The following is a 20,546-nucleotide window of genomic DNA, read 5'->3' as shown; positions in this document are numbered from 1 at the left end:
TATTATATCAATAATGAAATATGAACTGCAAATGAAGAGGAAAAAAGCTAGATCCCTAATTGGAATCTAGCTACCCATCAATGCAACCATCAATGCTTTTTGTGCATGTAATCTGTTTTCTGCTTCTTGGAATACGACAGACTGTGGCCCATCAATAATTTCTGACGTTACTTCCTCTCCTCTGTGCGCTGGAAGGCAATGCATGAATATGGCATCTTCCTTTGCATGGGAGAAAAGCTCCGTGTTTACTTGATAAGTAGCAGCAAATGCCTTTTCCCGTTCATTCTGCTCAGCTTCCTGCCCCATGCTTGCCCATACGTCTGAATAGATGACATCAGCATCTTTTACAGCCTCGATAACATCGTCTGTCACTAATACCTCCGTTCCTTCAGCAAATGATTTAGCCACTGCTGTAATTTCGTCTTTCGGCTGGTAACCGTTTGGCGCTGCGATAGCTACGTCTAAGCCCATCTTGGCACAGCCAATCATTAAGGAATGTGCCATATTGTTCCCATCTCCAATATAGGCGAGTTTTAAGCCTTCAAGCTTACCTTTTATTTCTTTCATTGTCTGCAAATCAGCAAGAACCTGGCATGGATGATACTCATCTGTAAGACCATTAATAACAGGAATCGTAGCATTCTCGGCTAAATCCTCTACATCCTGTTGAGAAAAAGTACGAATCATTATACCATCCAAGTAACCTGACAAAACCTTAGCTGTATCAGAAATTGGTTCCCCACGACCAATTTGTATATCATTGGCACTTAAAAATAGACCAGTTCCACCAAGCTGATAAATACCTGCCTCAAAGGAAACGCGTGTACGAGTTGATGACTTCTCAAAGATCATGCCTAATGTTTTTCCTTTTAAAGGTTCATAAATCTCGCCCTTTTTTCTTTTTTGCTTAATTTGGTCAGCTAATTCTAATAAATAGCTGATTTCTGCTTTTGAGTAGTCCGCTAATGTAAGTAAATCTCTGCCTTTTAACTTTTCTTTATAACTCATCCGATCACACGCTCCTTCTTATTCACTTGGTTCTTGTCTTTTCGATAGGTCTGGATGGATTGAGGTGCCTCTAAAGCCTCTTCTGTTGCGTTTAAATAGGCTACTAATGTCTCATTAGATGAGAAGCATAATGTGTCAGATTTCAAGCCTGCCTCTCTTAGAACAACATGTTCATCTTTTTCTCCTGTACGGTTCGTATCAGCAATCAGGGCATATTTTTCATCAAGACAATTGTTGGTCGCAACTTCTAAACTAACTACCTTACTTATGGTTACACCTTCCGTTTCTAATAAGGCTTTTGTTTTTGGATCTACCTCAATCTGTATATTGAGTAGTTGTAATGCTTCCATTAGTACCTTATCTACCTTTGTTAAGGATAAGAAGATTACATCATTTACAGTAAGAGCTTTTAAGCTATTTTCCTTCCAACCAAATGCCTTAGCCATCGCTTGATCTACGGTTGTTCCAATTCCGATTGCTTCCCCAGTTGATTTCATCTCAGGACCGAGGATCGGATCAAGACCAGGTAATTTATTTGTGGAAAATACTGGCATTTTTACTGCGTAGTATGGGACCTCACGGTGAAGTCCTAATTTCCATGCTTGATCCTGTAATGCTTCACCCATTTGAACACGAGTAGCTAAATCCACCATTGGAACTCCTGTTACCTTACTTGCAATAGGGACTGTACGTGATGCACGAGGGTTTACCTCCAAGACATAAATTGTTTTTCGATCTTCACTTAGGACAAATTGAATGTTCATGATCCCTTTTACATGTAATGCCTTTGATATCTGCTGTGTATATGCTTCTATCGTTTGTTTATGTGCTTCCGTTAAAGTAGGGGAAGGGAAAATAGCAACACTATCCCCTGAATGAACTCCTGCTTTTTCTACATGTTCAAAAATACCTGGTATTAAAATATCCTCTCCATCACAAATCGCATCCACTTCGACCTCGTAGCCTTCAATATAACGATCAATTAAGAGTGGAAAGATGCGATTATCGTGAGAGCTTTGCTCAAGATTTGCTAAATAATTGACTAGTTGTGTTTCACTATAAAGGATGACCATGCCCTGACCACCGATTACATACGATGGACGAAGGAGGATAGGATAACCGATTTTTTCGGCTACTGCCTTTGCATCCTCTACTGCCATTACCGTATCACCTGGGATATGAGGGATGTTTAATTTCTGTAATAATTGATAAAACTGGTCACGGTCCTCCACTGCTTCAATTGCTTCAAGAGCTGTACCTGTAATCTTCACACCAGCTTTTTGTAATCCGTCTGCTAGATTAATCGCCGTTTGGCCTCCAAACTGTACTAACACTCCTTCAGCCTGTTCCTTTCTAACAACATGTAAAACATCCTCCACTGTTAGTGGCTCGAAATACAAATGGTCTGCTGTATTGAAATCCGTACTGACGGTTTCTGGATTGTTATTAATAACAATGGCATCTATCTTTTGATCTTGTAATGATTTAGCCGCATGAACGGAGCAATAATCAAATTCTACCCCTTGTCCGATCCGTATTGGACCAGACCCCAGTACGATCATTTTCTTCTCACCACTTAGAGCTTCTACCTCGTCTCTTTCATTCCATGAACTATAAAAATATGGGGTTTCAGCAGAGAATTCCGCCGCACAAGTATCCACCATCTTAAAGGATGGGGCTAATTTCTCTGTTTTTATTTTTTCTTGTATTTGTTCAATTGAAACATTTAATATTTTGGCAAGAGCAGTGTCAGATATGCCATAGCTTTTCGCCTCTTTAATATCCTCTACTTTTATTTGATCCCATTCTTTTGTGGCAAGCTCCTTCTCTTTTTTAACCATTGCTTCTAACTCATACAAAAAATAATTATTAATTTGGGTAATGTTATGGATTTCCTCCACTGTCTTTCCACGTCTTAATGCTTCCGTAACAACAAACAATCGCTCATCAGTTGCTTTATCTAAAGCTAGCACAAGCTTTTCGTCTGTCCATTTCTCTATACCAGGTAGATAAATAGAGTCGAGACCGATCTCTAATGAACGAATCGCTTTATTGATAGCAGTTGGAAAATTGCGCGCTAGAGCCATCACCTCACCAGTTGCTTTCATTTGTGTACCAAGTAATCGGTCTGCTTGTGTGAATTTGTCAAATGGCCAACGCGGAATTTTGGCTGCAATATAATCGATCGCTGGTTCAAAGCTGGCATATGTATCACCAGTAATTGGGTTAATGACCTCATCTAAGTGGTAGCCAAGAGCAACTTTAGCAGCAATCCGAGCTATTGGATAACCGGTTGCTTTGGATGCAAGAGCACTGGAACGACTAACCCTAGGGTTTACCTCAATAATAATATAATCATCGTTTTCCGGATTTAAAGCGAATTGAATATTACACCCCCCAATCACACCTAATTCACGGATCACTTTTACAGAAGAAGTTCGGAGCATTTGATATTGGCGATCTGTTAACGTTTGAGAAGGTGCTACAACAATACTATCCCCTGTGTGCACACCAACTGGATCAAAATTTTCCATGTTACAAACAATAATGCAAGTATCATTGGAATCACGCATTACTTCGTATTCAATCTCTTTCCATCCCTTTACACTTTGTTCAATTAATACCTGATTAATTGGGCTATAATGAAGGCCGTTTTTCACAATTTGACGGAGCTCTTCTTCTGTATCCGCTATTCCACCACCAGCCCCGCCCAGTGTATATGCAGGACGTACAATCATTGGATAACCAACCTTCCTAGCAAAATCGAGTGCTTCATCAACAGAAGAAGTGGACAAGCTTTCGGCAATTGGCTCTTTAATTTCCTTCATCATTGATTTGAATATTTCACGGTCTTCCCCTTTTTGTATAGTTTCAAGCGGTGTTCCTAATAAGGTAACTTGATATTTTTCTAGCACTCCTGCCTCATCTAAGAGTACTGCCATATTCAAGCCGGTTTGCCCACCTAATGTTGGCAAAATTCCATCAGGTCGTTCCTTTTCAATAATTTTCGTTATCGATTCACACGTTAATGGTTCTAGATAAACCTTATCGGCAATATTTTCATCTGTCATAATGGTTGCTGGGTTGTTATTAACAAGAACAACTTCTACTCCATCCTCTTTCAAAGCTAGACATGCTTGTGTACCCGCATAATCAAATTCGGCTGCCTGACCGATAACGATCGGTCCGGAGCCAATTACTAATACTTTTTTTATATCTGTCAACTTAGGCATGCTGTCTCTCTCCCTTAGTAATAAACTGCTGAATAAAATCTACAAATAAATGGTGTGTGTCAATTGGTCCTGGATGTGCTTCAGGGTGAAACTGCACGGTCATTAAAGGCAGTGATTTATGTTTTAATCCTTCCACCGATTTGTCATTAACATTGATATGAGATACATACCAATTCGTATTATTAACAGAATCATAATCTACAACATAGCCATGATTTTGTGAGGTAATCATGACTTTACCAGTTTGTAAATCTTTGACTGGATGATTACTTCCTCTGTGTCCATATGGAAGGCGCTTCGTTGTCGCACCATGTGCTAAAGCTATCAACTGATGGCCTAAACAAATTCCTAATGTCGGAAAACTCTCGGAAATTTGCTTGATATTTTCAGATAAATCTTTTAATGCTTTTGGATCTCCAGGTCCATTGGATAATAATACACCATCTGGAGCTATTCGTTGAATCTCAAGGAAAGCCGTATCATATGGTACAACTGTAACATCGCAGCCCAGTTCTAGTAATGAATGGGCAATCGAATGCTTATAACCGAAATCCATCACGACAACGTGCGGGGTTGGATGGTTTGCAGGATTACTTGTTTTATAGAAAAGCTTTTCCTTCGTTGATACACTGGATACGACTGCTGGATCCACATCATTCAGTATTGGTTTGTCAGCCGGATCGTCCGTAATTTTGCCATACACTTCCCCTTTTTCTCGAATAATCCTAGTTAGTGCACGTGTGTCAATATTAGCTAATGCAGATATCTGATATTTTTCAAGAATCTCAATCATTGTATTTTTCGATTCATAATGCTCGGGGTTTTCACTTAATGTTGATACAATAAAACCCGCGACAGAGGGCTTTAAGCTTTCATAGTCGATTTCATTCCAGCCATAATTTCCGATCAATGGATAAGTCATCGTAACAATTTGTCCTGCATAGGATGGATCTGTCATCACTTCCTGATAGCCTGTCATTGCAGTATTGAATACGAGCTCACCTTCCATTTTTTTCGGGGCTCCTAGCCATTTACCTTCTAAAACATCCCCAGTATTTAAAACAAGATAACCTTTTGTTTGCTGCAATATTATCTCCTCCTTGTCAAACCAAGAAACTGTATCTATTCATTTAAAGATGAATTTTCAATTTCTTATAATTATACTATAAAATTTATATTTATGCATTTATTTTTACAAAAAAATGAGAACTTTTACTTCTCATTTCATTTTGTTCGATAAAGGAAAGGAAAAACTAAGCCTCTTATAAGGAAGGGACTTAGTTTTTCTTTAGTACATTTACTTTTTCTGCAAAAACTGCTATCCAATGCTTGCTTTCTTCTAATCGACTGCTAGCAAGCTTTATTTGATCCTCTACTCTGTTTTTCGCGGTTCCTCCGACAATGTCTCTTGCATTGACAACCGTTTTTGGCGAAAGTACTTGATAAATATCCTCTTCGATAAGGTCAGAAAACTGTTTGAACGCCTCAAGCGGAAGGTCTAACAAATACTTGTTCTCTTGGATACAATGAAGCACCACTTGCCCAACTACTGCATGCGCCTCACGGAAAGGTAAACCCTTGTTTACTAAATAATCTGCTAAATCTGTAGCATTCGAAAAATCCTCCGCAACTGCTGCATACATATTATCCTTTTTCACTTCCATTGTTTCAATCATTGGTGCAAATAATGCCAATGCGCCTTTGATTGTTTCTACTGTATCAAACATACCTTCCTTGTCCTCTTGCATATCTTTATTATACGCAATTGGTAAACCCTTTAGTGTTGTTAACATGCCCATTAAATGTCCATAAACTCGACCAGACTTACCACGAACAAGCTCTGCTACGTCTGGGTTTTTCTTTTGTGGCATCATGCTGCTTCCTGTACAAAAGGCATCATCTAATTCAATAAAATTAAATTCTGCACTTGACCATTGCACGAGCTCCTCACTTAAGCGAGATAAGTGCATAATCACTAAGGATGCATTGGACAAAAATTCGACAACAAAATCCCGATCACTCACGGCATCTAAGCTATTCTCCACCACACCATCGAAATTTAATTGCTCTGCTACGAAATGGCGATCAATTGGAAAGGTCGTACCTGCTAACGCCCCTGCTCCTAATGGGGAACGATTGACACGTTTATAGCTATCTTTTAGCCGCTCTACATCTCGCTCGAACATGGAGACATATGCCATCATATGATGGGCGAACAATACTGGCTGCGCACGTTGTAGGTGTGTATAGCCAGGAAGAATCGTATCAAGGTTCTCGTTAGACTGCTTAATTAAAGCATCCTGTAGTTTGGTTAAAAGCTCCACTAATGTTACTAGTGCCTCTCTTAGATACAGACGCATATCTAATGCCACCTGATCGTTTCTACTTCTCCCGGTGTGTAGCTTACCACCGACAGCACCTATTTCATCGATTAAAAGTTTTTCTACGTTCATATGAATATCTTCATTTGCTTCGGTTAGCTCTGCTTTTCCTGTTGCTATTTTTTCTGCAACTACCTGTAGGCCTTGTTTAATCTTCTCTGCATCTTCTTTCGGTATAATCTCACATTTTGCTAGCATTTCTACATGTGCAAGACTACCTTGAATATCATATTGTGCAAGCTTTTGATCGAAGCTGATGGATGCTGTATACTCATCTACTAATTCATTTGTTGGTTTTGTAAAACGTCCGCCCCATAATTTCATTGTGTCACTGATTCCTTTATATCAATTTTCGTTTTTTCCATAATTTTTGCTTTGTCTGCATGAACATCATTCACGGTTGAATGCACTTTTGTTGGTAAGCCCCAAAGCTTGATAAAGCCAAGTGCTGCTTCATGATCAAATGCGTCACCCTTGTTATATGTCGCTAAATTGAAATCATACAGTGAATTATCCGATTTACGACCAACAACAAATGCTTGACCTTTGTATAGTTGAACCTTTGCTACACCATTTACATATTTTTGTGTTTCTGTAATAAATGCTTTTAACGCATCGGTTAGCTGGGTAAACCATAAACCATCATAAATTGCCTGCTCTAATTGCTGTTCTACCACTGGCTTAAACTTCGTCACCTCTCTTGGCAAAGTGATGGATTCGATCTCTTGATGTGCTTTAATTAAAGTGATCGCTGCAGGTGCTTCATAAATTTCACGTGATTTAATACCTACAAGGCGGTTTTCGACATGATCAATTCTTCCAACACCATGTTTACCAGCTATATCGTTTAATTTTAAGATTAATTCGTGTAATGGATATTCTTCACCATTAATGGCAACAGGTTTTCCTTGTTTGAACTCAATCTCGACAATTTCTGGTTGGTCAGGTGCATCAATAGGATCAACTGTTAGCTCAAAGGCATCTTTCGGAGCAACTGCCCACGGATCCTCTAAAATACCACATTCGTTCGCACGTCCCCACAGGTTTTGATCAACACTATATGGACTATCTAAATCTATTGGAATAGGAATACCGTTTTCTTCTGCATATTTAATTTCTTCGTCTCTAGTCATTTTCCATTCACGAACTGGTGCTACAATTTTCAGTTCTGGATTTAGTGCTGTAAATGCCACATCAAAACGAACTTGGTCATTACCTTTACCAGTACAACCATGCGCAACGGCAACCGCACCTTCTTTTTCTGCAATGTCTACTAATACTTTTGCAATTAGTGGACGAGAAAGTGCGGAAACTAACGGGTATTTATTTTCATACATGACGTTCGCTTGAAGTGCAGGTAATACAAAATCTTCTGCAAACAATTGCTTTGCATCAACTGAATAAGATTTAATCGCACCAACATCGATCGCTTTATTTTTAACAAATTCTAAATCCTTACCTTCCCCTACATCTAAGCCTACTGCAATCACATCATAATTATATTTATCCTGTAACCATTTAATAGCAACAGAAGTATCAAGTCCCCCAGAATATGCTAATACTACTTTTTCTTTACTCATTAATAATCTCTCCTTAAGTCTAATATCTATTAATTCCTATTCGTTTGAAGTAATTATGTATTATTATGCACTATTCAGTATATTAATTCAATAGTTATGCTGAAAAAAATTTATTTTTTTAAAAAGTCGTTTGAATTATTACGCTAACTAACAAAAGTATTATTTACATAAATACGTTTTGCTTAGGACAGTGCCGTAAATCATACAAGGAAATGAATAATTATTAATTTCAATTTCTTGTAACCAATCAACAGATCGGACGTCTAATCTAAAAAAAGGGGGTTCCTATGTTTAAAAAATGGTGCTTATTCATTTTTGTTTTGATTCTATTTCTCACAGCCTGTTCGAACAATGATAGTAGTGAATTAGCGGAGAGTACAGCGGACGAGCAAGCTGAAGCTCCACAGGATTTCAGTATGGCCAATAAAGAAGATAGTCGAGCAAACAATCTACAAACTGAATCGGCTGTAGAGAATGATAAGAATGCTAACGATTCTTCGAATGCCACAGAAACAGAGGTTGCTAACCGAAAAATCATCTATAATGCCAGTCTAACCATTGAAACTTCTAATTTCACTGAAGCAACTAAATTTATAGAAGAGGAAACCTTAAAAAAAGGTGGCTATATCGTTTCGTCTCAAGCTTCTCAGCATCAAGAAGAAAAAACCCAACAAGGAAGCATGACCGTAAGAATCCCGGCAAAGCAATTTCAATCCTTTTTGACGATTTTAGATGAAGGGAATATGAAGGTGCAGGAGAAAGCTGTTAGCGGGGAGGATGTAACAGAGCAATATGTGGATTTAACCGCAAGACTAGAAGCAAAAGAGGTAGTGGAAAAACGCTTGCTTTCCTTTATGGAAAAGGCAGAGAAAACAGAGGATTTACTAAAAATATCTGCCGATTTAGCGGAAGTACAAGAAGAAATAGAACAACTAACGGGTAAAATTAAATATTTAGAAAACCAATCAGACTTTGCTACAATTGATCTCTTTATCAAAGAAAATAATACCTCTTTACCATCCGTACAAAACGAGTCGGCTAGTACCTGGGAAAAAACGAAGGAACAATTTAAAGAAAGTATTCAATTTCTAGTCACATTGGTATCTACCATTTTTGTTTTTTTAATTGGTAATGCACCGATTATCGTTCTTTTATTGATAATCTTCGTTATCACCATTGTTCTTCTCAAACGGAGAAAGAAGAAAAAGCCAGACACGAATTAATGTCTGGCTTTGATTCCAAAATATATCGTGGAACGTTGTGATCTTTATTAATACTGTTCGAGGGATACTTCCTGCTTTGGTTTACGGGCAACTCCCATAATACCTGCAATGATGTAGAATATTCCTGCAAAGATACCAAAGCCAATGGTAAGTAAAGTGGATAATCCCCCAACTACGATCAGAATAATACCTGCAGCCTTTGGTTTATTATTTCCTTTAAACAAGAACATGGAAACAATTCCTAGAACGATAGCAGCAATCGAAATGACTAGAATATATACACCGAAGCTACTTGCACTTTCTAACACCATTTCAATATCTTTAGGGTTAAGACTAGGGTCGGTTTGTTCTACTTGATCAACAAACTCTTGTTGGTTTAGGAGGTCTTCGAACATCGTAAACATACCTCCTAAAAAAGCGCCAATTAAATAAACAAATGCTCCAATAAAGGTTAATACTACTTCAGCAGTTCTTCTCAATTTTCATTCTCCTCTCTTTAATGTCCAGCTACATCTCTTCTTGTAAAGGATAACCATGAAACAAGTAAAAAGATAATATAGTATACAACAAGCACGGTTATGGAAAAGCCTAAGGTCATTCCATCAATTACAGGGCTTTGATTCCCCATATATTGATTTAAATTCGTGTTTGCAAATAATATAAATTTCGCCCAATCGTATTTAGACAGGAAACTCACAATGATATCCCCTGCGAACATCAAGAAAATCGCAAGTCCAATTGCCATACTATTATTTCTAAATAAAGTGGAGATCATAAAAGCGAATGTAGCCATTATGATTAAATTTACCATATTTAAGCCGTACTTTGTCAATATTTCAGAAACAACACTTACTTGTTCAAACCCATTTGCCCCTTCTATTACTATATTAGGGCTTAATCCATTTATACCAAATAGAATAGCTCCAATGATTAAATTAATTAAAAAGGAGAATATAAGCATCGAAATAGAAAAGATTAATACATTCACATATTTTGTCCATAAAATCTTACCTCGAGAAATTGGGCGAATTAATAAAAGCTTAATCGTCCCCCATTTAAACTCACTTGATACGATACTTGCAGCAACAATGATCGTAAATAAACTAACTAACATGGTTAAGCCTGCGTTCTCCAGGGCAAATTGCCATGCATCATAAGACAAGGGCTTAATATCGTTCTCTAAGTAATATTCATTTTTTGCAATATCATATGCATACAAATCACCAAACACTTCATCTTCTGCTTGCATTTCTAAATATTCTTCATTTTTTGCTTGTAATTCTTCTCGCCAATTATCTCCATATTCCTCAAGTCCATCTGAAAAGAAGAAGGTAATTAATCCTGATGCTAGGATAATACCAGCAAGGATTATATACATCGACCATGTCGAAAATCGACTATAGAGCTTGATTTGTTCATTATTTATTAAAGAAAAAAAGTTACGCAATCGTGTTCTCTCCAATCATTTCAAAGAATTTATCTTCAAGGCTAGCATTATTTGTTACTACTTCATAGATTTCTAGCTGGTGTTTCACTAGTTCTTGAATGATCTGAGGTATGATTTCCTTCTTTGTTTTGATAGCTAATTTGTTCTCTTCTATGGATGCCGATATGTTAAAGGCATCTTCTATCACTTTAACTGCTGTATCAATAGGAGAGACCTCTATCAATACTTGAAGATCTTGATCTTCGTTTGACTCATCTGCAACCTTTTCCACTGTTACAAGCTCTCCATTTTTAATAATACCAATTCGATCACACATAAGCTCAATTTCTGATAATAAGTGACTAGAAACAATGACCGCAACATTTTCTTCCTCTGCAAGTTTTCTAATATACTGTCTTATTTCTCTTATTCCTGCAGGATCGAGTCCGTTGGTTGGTTCATCTAAAATAAGAATAGAAGGATTATGTAATAATGCCTGAGCCACTCCAATACGCTGACGCATACCTAAGGAATACTTTCCTACTTTTTCATGAATTGCCTTCTCTAAACCTACTAATGCAATCACTTCCTTGATACGTTCATCCGTAATACCAGGTATCATTCGAGCAAAATGCTTTAAATTTTTCCATCCACTCATAAATGGATACATTTCTGGATTTTCCACAATAGCCCCAACTTGTCGGACTGCTTGTTTATAATTTTTGCTCACACTTACCCCATTAATTAGGATATCCCCTGCCGATATCTTCATTAGACCTACCATCATTCTAATCGTTGTCGTTTTTCCGGCCCCATTTGGTCCTAAAAATCCGAAAACTTCACCTGGATAAATCTCAAAGCTTAAGTCTTTAATAATTTTTTTCTTACCAATGCTTTTATTCACATTCTTTAACTGCATTGCTGGTTGCACGCAGACACCTCCATTAAATACTTTTACCTCTATTAATATATACGTCCAAAAATAAACATGGTTTCACTTTTTTCCAAATTTCTGTTTATTTAAACAAAAAAAGAAAAGAGATTGGGACAAAAGAGTAATAAAATAGAGAAAATCCGAACGTTGGTATTTCTGCACTGTAACCGCTCCGTCAAAATACTCCGCTTTTACCCATCGGGCATAAGTCAACATCTGCTCAAGTAAACTTTCGCAGTGTTTCCTTTACAGTGGGCATGGCGGTCTGCTAACTTTGCAAAGAAAACCACTTTACAAAGTGGATCTTCAGCTCGTGCTGTTCCCACAGGAGTCTCCGTATTTTGACTACGCTCAATCAGAGGATTGTTCGGATTCTCATTCACCTTATATAATTATTATGACCCCACCACTTCCTTTATTGACTAGAATTATGAAACAAGCGGTAGGCTGCTGGTTGAACGGAGCCCACCCCTTTTCCAAAGGATAAGCTATGCTTAATCGCATAATAGACATAAGATTTGCTTATCTCGATTGCATCCCTTATCTCGACTCCTTTTGCTAATTCAGCAGTTAAGCAAGCCGCAAAGCTACATCCAGCACCACTTGTATGTATCGTATCAACAAATTCTGTCTCATATATGTGACAGCTTTCTCCGTCATACAATACATCTACTGCCTTCCCTTCCATTTTCCCACCTTTTACAAATACATAGGAACCGCCTAGCTCATGTAATTGAACGGCATATGCCTTTAATTCCTCTACCGTTTCGGGAATTTTTTTATTTAAAAGCCTTGCTGCTTCTAATCGGTTTGGCGTTATAATGGTGGCCAAAGGAATTAATTGCTTTTTCAATACTTCGATCGCATCATCTGCTAATAATTGAGAGCCCATTTTGCCAATCATGACTGGATCTACTACTAAATAAGGGGACTTGTTTCGCGCTATGAATGTCACTACCCTTTCAATAATAGTAGTAGAAAAAAGCATTCCAGTTTTGATCGCATCGATTCCTACCTTTTCTACTGCTGTATATAGCTGTGCTTCGATTTCCTCTATCGTACGCAAAAAAATTTTCTTTTCTGTTCTTGATTGATTTGTTACTGTTGCTGTGATTGCAGACATTCCATAGACGTTTCTTTCCTGAAACGTCTTTAAATCTGCTTGAATTCCTGCACTTCCTTGTGCAGCAGCACCTGCAATCGTCAATACTCTTTCCATTGCTAACACCTCGATGTATTTAAATGGCGATGAAAAACCAAATGATCATAATTAGTTGAATGACGATTTTAGCAACTGTCCCACCTAAAAAACCAAGTAAGGAACCATATGCTGCCTTCATTGCATCACCACTCGTTCTTTTTTGTATTAATTCTGTGATAATGACTAAGATAAATGGAACGATAATAATCCCAAACGGCGGAATGATAAAGGAACCGACAATCACTCCTAAACCCGCCATCCGCTCGCCCCACTTGGAGCCACCATATTTTTTGACAAAGTAGCTATTTGCAATAATATCAGACAGGATTAATATAATCGTTAAAATGGCCATTGCAATCCAAAAGACCCAGCCAATATTGTCTGTTGTCAATAAAAATTGATACAGAAAAAATCCCACCCAGATTACTAACACTGCCGGTATAATCGGAAAAACAATCCCTACAAATGCCAGCACAAAACAAGCAATAATTAATATCCACCATAAAATATCCATATTCATACTCCCATCTAATCTAGATACAATCTCCACAATTTTCTTCCATTTGTTATATTTATTGTAGCAAAAGACAAATGATTTTAGGAGAATTTATGCAATCAAAGCCTTTATATTGACTATATTCCTTATCAGCAAAAGCATAAACCTCCGAATAAAATAGTCCGGAGGTTCTTTTCTTAAATATTCAGTAATCAGCAAAATAAATTAACTCACTCTTTTTCTTGGTTTTTTATCCTTTCTAACATCCTTTTTTACTATCTTAAGAAAGGATACTAACATCAGAATCATAATTACCGAAAATGGGAGTGCGGCAATAATTAACATGTTCTGTAGTCCCGCTGTTCCACCAAAGTATACAATAATGGCAGCCATCGCTGACATTGCTAACCCCCAAGCAATTTTGATCGAATTTGCTGGATTAATCGATCCATTAGAACTAAGCATTCCCAAGACAAAGGTAGCAGAATCGGCAGAAGTGATAAAGAAAATCGCGATCACAAAGACCGTAACTAAAGCCATAAAGTCACCTAATGGATAATGCTGCAGCATCCCAAAAGTTGTGGTCTCTAACGTATATTCAGAAATTGCCTCTATTCCATTTTGTTCAATATTTAGCGCAGATACCCCAAAGACTGCGAAAAAAATAAAGCAGACTAGGGCTGGTACGAATAATACACCGACCATAAATTGTTTAATCGTTCGACCACGAGATATTCTTGCAATAAATATACCGACAAATGGAGCCCATGATATCCACCATGCCCAATAGAAGATCGTCCAGTTATCAATCCAAGTACGTCCTTTTTCATTTAATGGGGCAAGACGAAAACTCATATCGAAAAAATTAGCGATATAGCTTCCTAATGTAGCAGTAAACATATTCAGAATATAAAGTGTAGGACCTACAATAAATAACAAAAGTAATAAGAAAAATCCTAGCCCCATATTAATATTACTTAAGTATTTGATCCCCTTACCAATCCCTGACCATGCAGATAAAATAAAAAGGGCAGTCGCCACAGCTAAAATAACAAGCTGCATCGTAAAATTATTAGGTGTATCAAATAGATAAGCTAGACCACCATTAATCTGAGCAGATCCAAAGCCTAGCGTGGATGCCACACCGACGACTGTTGCAAAAATGGCTAAGATATCAATTAATTTACCAGGAGTCGCTTTCATTGCCCTCTCCCCAAAAACAGGTGTAAGGGTAGCACTAATTAGTCCTGGATAATCTTTTTTAAATTTAAAATAAGCGAGTGCTAAGGCGACAATAGCATATACCGCCCATGCGTGAATTCCCCAATGAAAGAAGGAATATTGTAATGACTCGCGAATCGCTTCATTCGATCCTACTTCTGCATTTGGTGAGCTTTTAAAAGCATGTGAGATAGGCTCTGCTGTAGTCCAAAATACTAACCCCATTCCCATACCTGCACTAAAAAGCATGGCAAACCATGAAGCGGTTGAATATTCAGGTCTTTCATTGTCTTTACCTAACCGCAATTTCCCTATACGAGAAAAAATAAGATAAATACAAAAAGCTAAGAAAACCATGATGATAAGTAAATAATACCAACCAAAATATTCAGAAATATATGTAGTGATTGCTTGTGTTGAATCCTTCAAATTTTTTGGATCAATCATGCCCCATAAAACAATGAGGGCACAGATGGAAAGTGCTATCCAAAAAACAGCATTGTATTTTCTCATTTACTCAACCCCTATTCCACGTCCAGTCTCTATATTATGCCCGTTTTCAAACATTATCAAACAATTTTTGACACTATACATCCTGAAAGACATCATTCCTACTCATGAATCAGACCGCACTACCCGAAATACTTCCTTGTCTTCCACCAAATGTGTCACAATGGCTAAAATGAAACCCAATCCGATGATACCTGCAGCAATTACTGTAATCATGACATAAGAGAAGCCATTCTTTAATAATACGGTTCCGAGTGTTGCTCCAATAAAATTTGCTAAGTTGAAAACAGAAGCTGCAATAGTTCCTGATAGTAATGGAGCTTCTGTTGCGGCCAAAATTATTTTAGAATTCAGGATTGGAGATGTCCCAAACGTCCCTGCACCAAATAAAAAGCTGGCAATCAGTGCTAGTGCAGCAAATTGAACAGTAAACGCAAAAATCAACAAAACAACTGCTAAACTAGCTAATGCTAGCATAAGATACTCTGTTAAGCGTGCTTCCTGAATTTTTCCAGAAGCAAAATTCCCAATAACGGATCCTACACCAAAGCAAAATAAAGTAGCTGTAATACCTGTAACTCCAAAGCCTGTGAACTCTCTAATCATTGGTTCCATAAACGTATATGCAGTGAACACACCTGAAAAACCAAAGACGATAATGAATATAACCATCAGGACATTTTTATTACGGAATATTTTAAGCTCTTTTTTCAATTTTGGTACATCTGTTGTCTCCTGATTGGGTGTCACGATTACAAGAGCCGTTAAGGTAATTATTCCTAGAATTACCATAAACCAAAAAACCAATCTCCAATCTAACATACCGCCTAGAAAGGAGCCGAAAGGTACACCTAGCATAATGGCAATGGTAAGTCCTCCTTGCACAGCTGCAATCGCACCTGTTCTTTTATGTGGTGCAGATATATTCACAGCTATCGCCATACACAGGCCAAAAAACGGAGCATGCATAGCAGCAGACAATAATCTAGATAGTAATAATACTTCAAAGCTTGGTGCTGTTGCAGCAATAATATTGCTGATAACAAATAAAGCCATCAGTCCAACTAGGAGTGGCTTGGGGGAGAATTTTAATGTAACCATTCTAAGAATTGGTCCAAACACTGCTACACTTATCGCATAAACACTTAATAGTAATCCTGTTGTTGAAACATCGACATCTAAATCGTTTGCAAATTGTGTCAGTAATCCTGTTACAACATACTCTGTCATCCCAACAGAAAAGGTACCAATCATAAAGATTGCTAAGACTATCTTTGATGATACATTGATTTGCTTCACTTCGTATTCCGCCCCTAACTACTGGCTAAAATGTAGGTAGTGTACCCATTGCCATTCCATCTACTGCTTTTTTTCCAGCATTTACTCTGCTAGTACTTTAACAAAAACGATAAGCTTCATTGTATCAAATCTCTTCATCATTTCAAGTTAAAAATGCTAGATAAGCACATCTTCACCAAAAAATAATGTTAGAAAAACTCGCATTCGCTCGTCTTTTGGAGAATGCCTAGTTTTGCTTATACTTGGCACCTTAAAATCTCCGCTACGTCGAACTTCTGCTGTGTAAAGATTTTATACTTTTCTAACGTGTAAAAAAAGGAGCCTTCTGCGGCTCCTCCTTAATTTGCTGCTAGTAGATCAGCAAATGCTTTTACATATGGGGGTAAATCTGGTGGTCTGCGGCTAGAAACAATGTGTCCATCCGTTACGACAGCTTCATCAAACCATAAGGAACCAGCGTTAGTCATATCATCCTTGATTCCTGGGGTACTGGTGACTTTTTTCCCTCGCAAAATGCCAGCAGAAATAAGTACCCAGCCAGCATGGCAAATCTGACCAATTGGCTTTTGCTGCTCATTCATAGATCTCACCATATCTAACACTTCTCGATAACGCCTAAGTTTATCAGGCGCCCAACCACCTGGTACGAGTATCGCATCATAGTCATTTACATCGATTTGTGAAAAACTATAATCCGATTCTGCCGGTACTCCGTATTTTCCGAAATACTTTTTCTTCGCTTCTTTTGCGACTAAATCTACGATTGCGCCTTCTTCTCGCAATCTTAATACAGGATACCATAATTCTAAATCTTCAAAGTCTTCCTCTAATAATGCAATCACTTTCTTATCCTTTAAACGCATCCTATCTGCCTCCTCTATATATTAGTCTATCAGACAACCCAAGCAAGTGGCTATTAATTCAATTTGATTGATAATGAGCAAATTTTCTAAATAAGTGAGCCATTTCCTTTGGTTTTTTCGAACGACTAATGGCCGTAATAATAGATACGCCATCCGCGCCAGCTTTTCTTAGTCCGAATATATGGCCCAACTTAATTCCACCAATCGCCACAATTGGCAAATCTCCGACTTGCTCACGAATATTCCTTAAACCATTTTCTCCTATTGGCTGCTTTGCATCCTCCTTTGTATTCGTCCCATATATGGGGCCAACTCCGATGTAATCTGCTCCATCCTCTTTTGCTTTAATTGCTTCCTTTTCATTCGTTGCAGAAACACCAATAATCCAATGATCCGGGCATCTGCTTTTCACCTGTACAAAAGGTTCATCCTCCTGCCCAACATGAACACCATCTGCCCCGATTTCTAGCGCGAGATCGATATCATCATTAATCAGAAATGGGACATCGTACTGGTGACAAAGCCCTTTCATCTTCAAAGCCATCTGCTTCTTTTCCTCTCCGATGAGTGCTCCTTTCCCTTTTTCTCGAAATTGGAAAAGGCTCACTCCTCCTTGAAGGGCTTCCTCCAATACCTCTAATGGATCTTGTTCTGTATTATTCGTTCCTAAAATAAAATAAACCTGCAAAATAGACGGCTTCATCAAAAATGTTCACTCCCGAATGTTCCCATTGAAATACGTGATTTTCTCTCAAAAGCCTCCATGTTTAAATGATTCAGTTGATCCAAGAAGTTGATTTGAAAACTGCCTGGCAAATTGGACTGTTGGGCAGCTTCTTCAGCAGCAACCCCATAATAGCTGATGGCTGTAGTAGCTGCGGTTAAGACATCCTTCTCTACTGCTAAAAATGCCCCAATCACAGCGGATAATAGACAGCCTGTACCTGTGACTTTTGTTAGCAATGGATGACCATTAGTGATCCTATATCTTGATAGCCCATTTGTCACTACATCCACTTCCCCTGTTATCGCAATATTTGTATTAAATTTTTTAGCAGCAAGTGTTGCAAGATTTTCGTTCTGAAGGTCACCCGTCACATCAACCCCCTTCACTTTTACCTCCATACCGGCTAAATTAGCAACCTCACCAGCATTTCCTCTTATAATCGTTACATCTACTTCGTCTAATATTCTTAAAGCAGAGGATGTGCGAAATGTAGTTGCTCCTACACCTACTGGATCTAAAACGACGGGCACTCCCGCTTTATTAGCTGATTTACCTGCAAGGATCATGGCATCCACCTGATCTTGCGTCAATGTACCAATATTTAAAACGACCGCATCCGCTATTTGAGCCATTTCCTCTACTTCTTCTTTAGCATGCGCCATAACAGGTGATGCACCTATTGCATATAAGCCATTTGCTGTAAAGTTCATCACTACTTGGTTGGTAATATTATGAATTAATGGTTGCTTTTCCTGTAATAGTTGAATCTGTGTTAGCTTCATTATTCCATTTCTCCTCTATTTGGTAATCCTTTTAGTCGATATCCCCAATGATTAGTTGGGCCATTCCCTTTGCCCAGTAACAGAGAATGTTGAATAGCATCTGTAATAAATTCTTTTCCAAGCCCCACCGCTTCATTAATTGATTTACCTTTAGCTAGCTCGGCCGTAATGGCTGCTGAGAACGTACAGCCTGTTCCGTGGGTGTGAGGTGTATCGATTCTTTTCGTACTGAAATAATCAAATTGAGCCCCATCATATAATACATCCTTCGCATCGCCATCAAGATGTCCACCTTTCACTACAGCCGCTTTTGCCCCTAATTGATGGACCAACACTTTGGCTGCTTTTTCAGTGTCCTTTTGTGAGTTGATGGAAAAACCTACTAGAAACTCTGCTTCTGGTACGTTTGGCGTAACAACCGTTGCAAGTGGTAGGAGTATATCCCGAATAACCTCGCGAGACTTCTCTTCCATTAATGGATCACCACTTTTAGCAATCATCACTGGATCAATAACAAATGGGATTTTACTGTTTGTAAGTTTTTTTGCAATGAGCTCCATCATCTCAATGGTAGCAATCATTCCAGTCTTGACGGCATGTGGGGTAATGTCCTCCCATACCGCATCAAACTGTTTTTCTATAAAATCAATGGGGAGATGCTCTACTGCCTTTACCCCCTTAGTGTTTTGTGCGACAACCGATGTAATGACACTCATTCCATAGACTTCTCTTTCCTGAAATGTTTTTAGATCTGCTTGGATCCCTGCACCACCAGAAGGATCTGTACCGGCTATCGTTACTGCACTTACTATTTGATTGGACATAAACCTTTCTCCTCTCTTTTTACGAAATGAAGGGAAATAAAAAAACCGCCCCTTATATAAATGGAGCGGTTATTTATTACATCAATCTATCACTTTTGACCGACTCCACTTCCCTCCGCCAGCTTTAACTAGTTCAGGTTCAAAGGGATCAAGAAGAACTATTCTTATCTCAGCCATTCCGATGGCACCCCTAGTGGAATTTTTGTATTCAATTAATTCTAATAAAACATGTGAGTTCCATTCTGTCAAGAAAGCGATATATATGTCTAGTTGATCCACCCAATCGAATCGAGTGGCCAGATTCTCATTTTCACATCTCCAATAATGGATTCCTCATCAATGAATCCAAAGGAGCGACTATCCTTGCTCACACGACGATTATCTCCAAGCACAAAGAATTTCCCATCAGGAACTGTTTCTTCACCTGTCAAATTATAGAGGGTAAAATCATTCGTTAAGCTTTCCCCTTCAGGTAGCGTTTCTTTGTATGCTGTCAAGTAATCTTCTTTATATTCCTTGCCGTTTATGAATAAATGGTCATTTTTCATTTCGATACTATCACCTGGAATACCAATTACTCTTTTAACATAATTATCTTCAGAGTCCGGGGCTTCGAAAGCTATTTCGTCAAATCGCTCTATTTCACTTATCTTACTTAAAATAATGCGATCCCCATCCTGTAAATTAGGCATCATGGACTCACCCTTAACAATAGATGGAGTGAATAAAAAATGGCGACAAACTAGAACAATAACTACTGCTATTAATAGTGCTTTTAACCATGAGAGTAATTCTGATATAAATTTGTTATCCATAGGTAACCTTCTTTCGTCTGAAC

Annotated in this window: 18 protein-coding genes and 1 riboswitch; of the genes, 1 reads left to right on the top strand and 17 read right to left on the bottom strand. The window is 38.1% G+C overall.

The window, feature by feature from the left end; genetic code table 11:
- Positions 1 to 66: 66 nt before the first annotated feature.
- From argF to DLJ74_RS13085, 5 genes are all read right to left on the bottom strand, one after another.
- Positions 67 to 1,008 carry an ornithine carbamoyltransferase gene (argF, locus tag DLJ74_RS13105; protein ID WP_109984810.1) on the bottom strand — a complete coding sequence of 314 codons (942 nt, stop codon included), beginning with the start codon at positions 1,006 to 1,008 and terminating at the stop codon, positions 67 to 69.
- The gene (gene carB, locus DLJ74_RS13100) at positions 1,005 to 4,241 is read right to left on the bottom strand and encodes a carbamoyl-phosphate synthase (glutamine-hydrolyzing) large subunit (RefSeq protein ID WP_109984809.1); all 3,237 of its coding nucleotides are present in this window, start codon (positions 4,239 to 4,241) and stop codon (positions 1,005 to 1,007) included. The genes argF and carB overlap by 4 nt, the downstream gene beginning before the upstream one ends.
- Positions 4,234 to 5,328 (bottom strand): carbamoyl phosphate synthase small subunit, encoded by a 1,095-nt coding sequence (locus tag DLJ74_RS13095; RefSeq protein WP_109984808.1) that lies wholly within the window; start codon positions 5,326 to 5,328, stop codon positions 4,234 to 4,236. The genes carB and DLJ74_RS13095 overlap by 8 nt, the downstream gene beginning before the upstream one ends.
- 190 nt (positions 5,329 to 5,518) lie before the next feature.
- Positions 5,519 to 6,946 (bottom strand): argininosuccinate lyase, encoded by a 1,428-nt coding sequence (gene argH / locus DLJ74_RS13090; RefSeq protein ID WP_109984807.1) that lies wholly within the window; start codon positions 6,944 to 6,946, stop codon positions 5,519 to 5,521.
- Positions 6,943 to 8,202: an argininosuccinate synthase gene (locus DLJ74_RS13085; RefSeq protein ID WP_109984806.1), complete on the bottom strand. Its 1,260-nt coding sequence runs from the start codon at positions 8,200 to 8,202 to the stop codon at positions 6,943 to 6,945. The genes argH and DLJ74_RS13085 overlap by 4 nt, the downstream gene beginning before the upstream one ends.
- 287 nt (positions 8,203 to 8,489) lie before the next feature.
- Here DLJ74_RS13085 and DLJ74_RS13080 point away from each other — a divergent pair, with 287 nt between their 5' ends.
- Complete coding sequence (locus DLJ74_RS13080; protein ID WP_109984805.1) at positions 8,490 to 9,425, top strand: DUF4349 domain-containing protein; 936 nt, start codon at positions 8,490 to 8,492, stop codon at positions 9,423 to 9,425.
- Positions 9,426 to 9,472: 47 nt separating this feature from the next.
- On the opposite strand, the gene DLJ74_RS13075 is transcribed toward DLJ74_RS13080, so the two are convergent.
- The 12 genes from DLJ74_RS13075 to lepB form a co-directional block, all read right to left on the bottom strand.
- Positions 9,473 to 9,904, bottom strand: coding sequence for a DUF4064 domain-containing protein (locus DLJ74_RS13075; RefSeq protein ID WP_109984804.1), 432 nt, complete (start codon positions 9,902 to 9,904; stop codon positions 9,473 to 9,475).
- A 17-nt stretch (positions 9,905 to 9,921) separates the two neighbouring features.
- Positions 9,922 to 10,872: an ABC transporter permease gene (locus DLJ74_RS13070; protein WP_109984803.1), complete on the bottom strand. Its 951-nt coding sequence runs from the start codon at positions 10,870 to 10,872 to the stop codon at positions 9,922 to 9,924.
- Complete coding sequence (locus DLJ74_RS13065; protein WP_054788231.1) at positions 10,865 to 11,770, bottom strand: ABC transporter ATP-binding protein; 906 nt, start codon at positions 11,768 to 11,770, stop codon at positions 10,865 to 10,867. The genes DLJ74_RS13070 and DLJ74_RS13065 overlap by 8 nt, the downstream gene beginning before the upstream one ends.
- A 430-nt stretch (positions 11,771 to 12,200) precedes the next feature.
- The gene (thiD, locus tag DLJ74_RS13060) at positions 12,201 to 13,004 is read right to left on the bottom strand and encodes a bifunctional hydroxymethylpyrimidine kinase/phosphomethylpyrimidine kinase (RefSeq protein WP_109984802.1); all 804 of its coding nucleotides are present in this window, start codon (positions 13,002 to 13,004) and stop codon (positions 12,201 to 12,203) included.
- 19 nt (positions 13,005 to 13,023) lie between these two features.
- On the bottom strand, positions 13,024 to 13,500 hold the full coding sequence (locus tag DLJ74_RS13055) for a DUF456 domain-containing protein (protein ID WP_054861635.1): 477 nt from the start codon (positions 13,498 to 13,500) through the stop codon (positions 13,024 to 13,026).
- A gap of 207 nt (positions 13,501 to 13,707) precedes the next feature.
- Positions 13,708 to 15,216, bottom strand: a complete 1,509-nt coding sequence (locus tag DLJ74_RS13050; RefSeq protein ID WP_109984801.1) for a glycine betaine uptake BCCT transporter — start codon at positions 15,214 to 15,216, stop codon at positions 13,708 to 13,710.
- A 102-nt stretch (positions 15,217 to 15,318) separates the two neighbouring features.
- On the bottom strand, positions 15,319 to 16,467 hold the full coding sequence (locus DLJ74_RS13045) for an MFS transporter (protein ID WP_109984854.1): 1,149 nt from the start codon (positions 16,465 to 16,467) through the stop codon (positions 15,319 to 15,321).
- A 383-nt stretch (positions 16,468 to 16,850) separates the two neighbouring features.
- On the bottom strand, positions 16,851 to 17,375 hold the full coding sequence (locus DLJ74_RS13040) for a type 1 glutamine amidotransferase domain-containing protein (RefSeq protein WP_109984800.1): 525 nt from the start codon (positions 17,373 to 17,375) through the stop codon (positions 16,851 to 16,853).
- 58 nt (positions 17,376 to 17,433) lie between these two features.
- Positions 17,434 to 18,078, bottom strand: a complete 645-nt coding sequence (thiE, locus tag DLJ74_RS13035; protein ID WP_109984853.1) for a thiamine phosphate synthase — start codon at positions 18,076 to 18,078, stop codon at positions 17,434 to 17,436.
- Positions 18,078 to 18,884, bottom strand: coding sequence for a hydroxyethylthiazole kinase (thiM, locus tag DLJ74_RS13030; RefSeq protein ID WP_109984799.1), 807 nt, complete (start codon positions 18,882 to 18,884; stop codon positions 18,078 to 18,080). Before thiM ends, thiE begins: the two co-directional genes overlap by 1 nt.
- Positions 18,884 to 19,708, bottom strand: a complete 825-nt coding sequence (thiD, locus tag DLJ74_RS13025; protein WP_109984798.1) for a bifunctional hydroxymethylpyrimidine kinase/phosphomethylpyrimidine kinase — start codon at positions 19,706 to 19,708, stop codon at positions 18,884 to 18,886. The genes thiM and thiD (DLJ74_RS13025) overlap by 1 nt, the downstream gene beginning before the upstream one ends.
- A 93-nt stretch (positions 19,709 to 19,801) precedes the next feature.
- A riboswitch (TPP riboswitch) is annotated at positions 19,802 to 19,910 on the bottom strand.
- Between the two features lie 64 nt (positions 19,911 to 19,974).
- A complete protein-coding gene (lepB, locus tag DLJ74_RS13020; RefSeq protein ID WP_054788213.1) occupies positions 19,975 to 20,523 on the bottom strand; it encodes a signal peptidase I in 549 nt (182 codons plus the stop codon).
- Between the last annotated feature and the right edge of the window lie 23 nt (positions 20,524 to 20,546).

The sequence above is a fragment of the Gracilibacillus dipsosauri genome (assembly GCF_003176895.1).
Taxonomy (GTDB): domain Bacteria; phylum Bacillota; class Bacilli; order Bacillales; family Amphibacillaceae; genus Gracilibacillus; species Gracilibacillus dipsosauri.
This window is presented reverse-complemented; position numbering and strand designations above follow the sequence as displayed.